Consider the following 6836-nt stretch of genomic DNA (forward strand, 5'->3'; position numbering starts at 1 on the left):
GAAATATAAATTTTGTCCAAGTTTATAGCATATCTATCCATGGTCTTCCAACCGGGGCGACGGCATTTTCGTCGCAACAAAAGCGAGGAAACCATGGAAGCTCCCCAAAGAACTCAGGTCGCCATTATCGGCGGCGGCGTCGCTGGCCTGATGCTGTCCCAATTGTTGCATGTCGAAGGGATCGACTGCGTGATCCTGGAGCGCCAGACTCGTGTCTATACCGAAGGCCGGATTCGCGCCGGCGTGCTGGAATACGGCACGGTCAACCTGCTGCGCCGGGTCGGGGTGTCCGAACGCATGGATCGTCTCGGCCTGCGCCATGAGGGCTTTGCCCTGATGGACGATGGCGAAAAGACGCGCATTCCGCTGCATGATCTCGTCAATACCGATGTCATGGTCTACGGCCAGACCGAGATCACCATCGATCTGATGGACGCCTGCGCCGAGCGTGGCATTCCGCTGATCTTCGAAGCGAAGGAGGTGGCACTGCATGATTTCGACAGCGCCGCGCCTTATGTCACCTATATCAAGGACGGGGTGCCTCAGCGTCTGGACTGCGATGTCATCGCCGGCTGCGACGGCGCCCATGGCGTTTGCCGCGCCACCATGCCGGACGCGGCGGCGCACGCGGTCGAAAAGGTCTATCCCTTCGGCTGGCTGGGTATCCTGTCCGACGTGCCGCCGATGGACCACGAACTGATCTATTCCAACCATGAGCGCGGTTTTGCCCTGGCCAGCCAGCGCTCCCTGACGCGCAGCCGCTACTATATCCAGTGCGATGTCACCGAGAAGATCGAGGACTGGTCGGACGAACGCATCTGGGACGAGCTGGAAATCCGCCTGGGCGATACGACCGAGCATCGTATTACGCGCGGTCCGTCGCTGGAGAAGTCGATCGCACCGCTGCGCTCCTATGTCTGTGAAAAGATGCAGCACGGCCGCCTGTTTCTGGCCGGTGACGCTTCCCATATCGTGCCGCCGACCGGTGCCAAGGGACTGAACCTGGCGGCTTCGGACGTCTATTACCTGGCCGATGCCCTGATCGCCCATTACAAGCAGGGCAATGAGGCCGGGCTGAAGGGCTATACGGATCGCGCGCTCAATCGCATCTGGAAGGCCGAGCGTTTTTCCTGGTCGATGACGCAGTTGACGCACCGCTTCCCGAACATGACCCTGTTCGACCGCAAAATGCAGAAGGCGGACCTCAGCTATATCCGTGGCAGCGTAGCCGCCCAGACCGCCATCGCCGAAAACTATGTCGGCCTGCCGTACTGATGCGTTCAGGCGGCGAGCAGGCTGTCGATCCGCAGCGCCTGGTCGATGAACTGGCTGAGTTCTGCCTCGTCCATGGGCTTCCTGAACAGATAGCCCTGCACGTGGGTGGCCCCGGCATCGCGAAGCTGCTGCAGTTCCGCCAGGGTTTCCACGCCTTCGACGACGTGATCCATGCCGAGATTGCCGGCGAGTTCGATGATGGATTTGATGATCTTCGGGGACGAGGTGTTTTGCGCCAGCCCCAGAACGAACGAGCGATCGATCTTGACGGTATCGACCTGAACCTGGTTGATGTAGCTGAAATTCGTGTAGCCCGAGCCGAAGTCGTCGAGCGCGATACGGCAGCCCAGGTCGCGCAGGATGGAAATGCCTTTGTGCGCCTGGACGAAGTCGGTCACCATGGCGGTTTCAGTGATTTCGAATTCGATCCGGGCAGGCGCCAGGCCTGACTCCGCGACCAGGGTGGCCAGGCGCTGCACGGCCACGGGTGACAGCAGGTCGCGCACCGACAGATTGAAGGCCAGGCGGATATGTTCAGGCCAGGTCCTGGCGACATGCAGGGCCTTTGCCAGAAGCACCGGGGTCAGGCTCGTAATGAGGCCGGAGCGCTCCGCCGCGCGGATGAATATATCGGGAGATACCTGGCCCAGCTTGCTGCTTTTCCAGCGGGCCAGGGCTTCCAGGGCGACGACGCGGTTGTTGACAATATCGATCTGCGGCTGGAAGGCGAGGGTGAGTTCACTGGCGGCGTCAAGCGACCTGAGCGCCTGCTCGACTGCCTTGGTGGAGCGAATAAGCGCTTCATGGCCGCCATCGAACAGGACGGCCATGCCGCGGCGTTGTTCCTTGGCTTCGTACAGGGCATAGTCGGCGCGTTCGAGCAGGCGCGAAGGCGTGGTGCCCGACTTGATGCCAGATTTGATAGCGGTCTCCGGTTCCACAAGGGTGAAGCCGAGCGAAGCGGACAGATGGGCGGTTTCCTGGTCAAGCGCATAGGGCATGGCCAGGGCGTGGCAAACCTCATCAGCCAGCGTGCGCCACGCGGCGGTATCGGGCAGGTCAGGCAGAATCAGGGCGAATTCATCGCCGCCGAGACGGGCGACAATCGCGTCTTTACCGCAGGTTTCGACAAGCCGGCGCGCGACCTCGACCAGAACCCGGTCACCGGCGGCATGACCATAGATATCATTAATGGGCTTGAAACCGTCGAGATCGACCAGGCCGAGGAAGAATCTCCGGTCCGCCGACAGATGCCCGGTTAGCGTCGTCATGAAAGCGCGGCGATTGGGCAATCCGGTCAGGGCGTCGAGCGTCGCCAGGGACAGGGCTTCGTCGCGCAGGCGGTCGGCCAGGAGCCGCGCCTGGACGGCTTTCATCATGGTCGAACGCATGATGGTTGAGAGGCCAAAACCGATCACCAGGCCGGCGAACGCGACCCAGAAGCACGCCTCCAGTTCTTGCGGATCGTACCGCCAGGCCGCGCCGAGAAAGCCCGCGACCACCAGGAAGGAGGCCGGGAGCACCACGCGCGGCCGCACGCCGCATACGGCAAAGGCGGGCAGGAGCAGCAGGAGATACATCAGCTTGATCGCATGATATTCGAGAATGATATCCAGCATGGCGTTGGCGATCAGAAACGCGCTCACGACATGGCCGGTGATCTCCAGACGGAGCATCGTCGCCTTCAGGCGATTATAGTACCAGAAGCCCAGGCATACGGCGGCGCTGATAAAGGAAAGCAGGGGGAGCAGGAAAGGGTCGCCGTCTACGCGGTACAAAAGGCCATTTATGAGAAAATAGGCCGCCGCGATTAGCAGGACATAACAGAGTACCGACTGCATGGCGACGGCCAGGGGATCTGCATCAGTTTGTTCGCGTGTCGAAGGCATTGCGAACCTGATTATGTCCTTGATCATAACGGCACTCGAACTCGTAAAAGCGCGGCGCCGGGGAGGGCGTCCGCCACACTGAACGCATGGAAAGGCACGCACTCCAGATAGAGGGCAGACCATGAAGACTTTGAAAAAAGCTATGGTTAAAGGGCTGAAACATGCGCATTTCGGCCTGAAATCGAGGCTGTATGTTACCGCCTGTCCGGCTGCCCTTTTGGGTGAATATACCTGAGGCCAATGGGTCGGGCAGGGGCTGAAACGGTATTATTTGTCGGACATTTTTTTGACCATTGTGTCAATGAAGTGACACCGTTTTGACATTGTCAAAACTTAATACTGTATACGATAGTAAATATACACCTCTTGGTATAGCGTTTGTAGCGACACTGTAAAACAAGGGGTAAAATATGACAGTTTCGCATTATCGCAGATCCTTGAGTTGTGCATCGGCGCTGGCCTTGAGCCTGGCCCTGGTGGCCGGGGGGATCGCCCACGCACAGGAAGCAGCGGCCTCGGACCAGGCCGCAACCGGGAAAGCCAAAGAGGAAAAGGCTGCCGACACCGCCGCCGACACCACTGAAGTGGTGGTGACCGGCTCGCGCATTCGCCACAAGGGGGCGGCCAGCGCCACGCCGACGACGGTCATCAATGCGGAAACGATCCGCAAGTCCGGCGCGCGTCAGGTGGCCGATCTGGTCAACCAGATGCCGGCCCTGGTGATCAGCCAGAGCGACCAGACCTCCAATGCCAACCGCGACAAGGATTCGCTCGATCAGGGGCATGCGGGCCTGAATGCGCTCGACCTGCGTGGCCTCGGTACCAAGCGGACCCTTGTGCTCGTCAATGGCCGCCGTCATGTGCCGGGCGCTCCCGGTACCTCGGCCGTCGATATCAGCACCATTCCCGGTGGCCTGGTCGACCGGATCGAAATCATCACCGGCGGCGCCTCGGCGCAATATGGCGCCGACGCCGTGGCCGGTGTGGCCAACTTCATCCTGAAGAAGAACTATCAGGGGCTGGATACCAATATCCGCTACGGCAATTCGACCTATGGCGACATGCCGAGCTATGACGCCGATGTCCTGTGGGGCAAGAATTTCGCCGATGGCAAGGCCAATGTCACTCTCTTCGCCACCTATGGTCAGTCGGACGGCACGGTCTCCGGCCAGGACCGCCCGTGGACGGCGACCGGCAATCCGTGGTGGGTGAAGTATGCCGGTTCGACAAAGAACACGATCCTGGACGGCCAGCGCCTGTTGGCCTATTCGTCACGCGCCCAGGTGCTGCTCGGCGGCAAGCCCTATACCTTCAATGATGACGGCTCGATGCGTGATCCGGTGCTTGGGCCATCGGGTATCCTGCCCAATACCTACGACCTGAGCGATTCCGGCTCGATCGCCAATCTGGAAACGGATGGCGGCGAATATGGCGGCCGCTATGACAACTGGCTGCTCTCGGTGCCGAGCGATCGCTTCATCACTCAGGCGACCTTTGGCTATCAGCTGACGCCGAACATTCACTATTTCCTCGAAGCCGACTTCGCCCAGAACAAGTCGCACGGCGAATATGGTGTCTGGTACGAAGGCGGCTCCAACCGCCTGTCTTCGGATAACCCCTTCATTACCGACGAGATGCGCGCCGCCAATGGCGGAACCGTCGACGATCTGGCCTTCGTCCGTCAGTATCCGGAATTCGGCAAGTCGCGCACCAACTACAAGCGTGACATGTACGAACTGGTCACCGGTTTTGAAGGCGAGCTGCCGGCCCTGTTCCGCGAACATGACTGGTCATGGTCGACCTACATCTCCTACGGCAAGACGCAGGAGCAGATCCAGGACTTCAACAACACTTCCAACGAGCGCTACATGAAGGCGCTCGATGCCGTCACCGGTCCGGGCGGCACGCCGGTTTGCCGCGTCAATGCCGACAGCGACACCACGAACGACGATCCGGCGTGCGTGCCGCTCAATCCGTTCAAGCCGGTGACTCAGGATGTCATCGACTATCTGCAATACGATTCCAGCGTCGCGACCAATTCGCTGGAACAATATGTCTGGTCGGGCTACCTGACCGGCGGCGTCTTCACCCTGCCGGCTGGTGAGGTGCAGGTGGCGCTCGGCGCGGAATACCGCAAGGAAGCCAACGATCTGGGGGCGCGTGACGAATATAATCCGGACAGCCCGAACTATGTCGCCGATTATGGCATCGAGGAAACACCGCTCAAGGGCAAGTTCGACGTCAAGGAAGTCTTTGCCGAACTGAGCGTGCCGATTCTGAAAGACCTGCCGTTCGCCTATCGCCTGACCGCCGATGCCGCCGTCCGCACCGCCGACTATTCGACCGCCGGCAAGACGACCTCGGAAAAGTACGGTCTGCAATGGGCGCCGATCAAGGATGTCCGTTTCCGCACCACCTATGGCAAGGCCGTGCGGGCGCCGAACATCAGCGAGGTGTTTACCGCTTCGTCGATCAGCGGCGCGTGGCTGAGCGATCCGTGTAACTACTATAACCTGCCATACCGTGTCGATAAGACCGAATACACCGCCGCCAACTGCGCCGCAGTCATGCCGGCCAACAAGAATGACTACTGGCTGTGGCTTGACGTCATCAAGAAGGGCAATCCCGACCTGAAGGTCGAGGCGGCCAAGACCCTGACGCTCGGTGTGGTCCTGGAGCCGCGCTTCATGCCGAACTTCAGCGCCACGATCGACTACTATAATATCGACATGAGCAACGTCATTTCGTCGCTGGCGCCGCAGACCATCATCAACAAGTGCATGGATGCGCCGACGCTGGATAACGAGTACTGCGACATGATCGTCCGCGATCCGGTGACCAACAACCTGGTCTCGGTCGTCCAGCAGAACATCAACCTGGCCAAGCGCAAGACCAGCGGCATCGATACGGAAATCGACTATTCGACCAATCTCGCCTCCTGGGGCTGGGGCAGCAATGCCGGCCGCCTGTCGATCAACAGCATCTGGACCCGCCTGTTCGAGAACAAGTACACGGCCGATCCGGACAATCCCGACGTGATCACTGATACGGTCGGCATCTTCGGCTTCCCGAAGCTGAAGGGACGTACCTCGTTCAACTACACGCGTGACAAGCTGTCCTTCGGCTGGACTTCGCGCTTCTATTCCGGCATGCGCCAGACGGTGAGCATCACGGCGGAAGCCTACGATCCGTACAAGACCAAGCCGATCGCCTATGACGACTTCAACGTGTCCTACTGGCTGAAGCCGAACATGAACATCAGCGCCGGTCTTTCCAATGCCTTCAACAAGGCGCCGCCCCGCTATCCGGGGGCGGAGGCCGGGGGCGCCTACTTCGGTGACGAAGGCTGGCAGGCCGGGGTTTATGACGTGATCGGCCGAACCGGCTGGATCAACCTGAGATTTACCCGCTGATAGTGATTAGGCCCGGCACTTGTGTGCCGGGCCTTTTTCTGTATAGCATTACGCAGGGTTGCGGCGCGGAAACGTGCGGTGGTAACGCACCGCTGAATGTTCAAAACAATATTTGTTTGACGAAAAAGCACGATCCTGTTGCATCGTCACTTTGTACATTGTATACGATATAATGTTCAGCACGAAACACGTGGAGTAAATCAGATGACAATCGACTGGCGGGGTGTATTTCCGGCCGTAACGACGCAATTCAACGAAG

4 protein-coding genes are annotated in these 6836 nt (G+C 59.7%); 2 read left to right on the top strand and 2 right to left on the bottom strand.

Annotation, left to right across the window (positions count from 1 at the left end; translation table 11 throughout):
- The first annotated feature begins 93 nt into the window (after positions 1-93).
- On the top strand, positions 94-1275 hold the full coding sequence (gene pobA / locus QM647_RS18145; protein WP_414996965.1) for a 4-hydroxybenzoate 3-monooxygenase: 1182 nt from the start codon (positions 94-96) through the stop codon (positions 1273-1275).
- 5 nt (positions 1276-1280) lie between these two features.
- Here pobA and QM647_RS18150 read toward each other — a convergent pair whose 3' ends face one another.
- Positions 1281-3164: a putative bifunctional diguanylate cyclase/phosphodiesterase gene (locus tag QM647_RS18150; protein ID WP_414996966.1), complete on the bottom strand. Its 1884-nt coding sequence runs from the start codon at positions 3162-3164 to the stop codon at positions 1281-1283.
- A gap of 410 nt (positions 3165-3574) precedes the next feature.
- On the opposite strand from QM647_RS18150, the gene QM647_RS18155 reads away from it, so the two are divergent.
- Positions 3575-6577 (top strand): TonB-dependent receptor domain-containing protein, encoded by a 3003-nt coding sequence (locus tag QM647_RS18155; RefSeq protein WP_414996967.1) that lies wholly within the window; start codon positions 3575-3577, stop codon positions 6575-6577.
- 48 nt (positions 6578-6625) lie between these two features.
- Here the strand turns inward: QM647_RS18155 and QM647_RS18160 are convergent.
- The coding region (locus QM647_RS18160) for a hypothetical protein (protein ID WP_414996968.1) at positions 6626-6836 on the bottom strand (211 nt) is incomplete at its 5' end.

Origin of the sequence: Asticcacaulis sp. (genome assembly GCF_047605585.1) — a bacterium.
Taxonomy (GTDB): Bacteria; Pseudomonadota; Alphaproteobacteria; order Caulobacterales; family Caulobacteraceae; genus Asticcacaulis.

Coding starts and splice junctions, on each gene's coding strand:
- pobA (WP_414996965.1), top strand. CDS start 94: ATGGAAGCTCCCCAAAGAACTCAGGTCGCCATTATCGGCGGCGGCGTC.
- QM647_RS18150 (WP_414996966.1), bottom strand. CDS start 3,164: ATGCCTTCGACACGCGAACAAACTGATGCAGATCCCCTGGCCGTCGCC.
- QM647_RS18155 (WP_414996967.1), top strand. CDS start 3,575: ATGACAGTTTCGCATTATCGCAGATCCTTGAGTTGTGCATCGGCGCTG.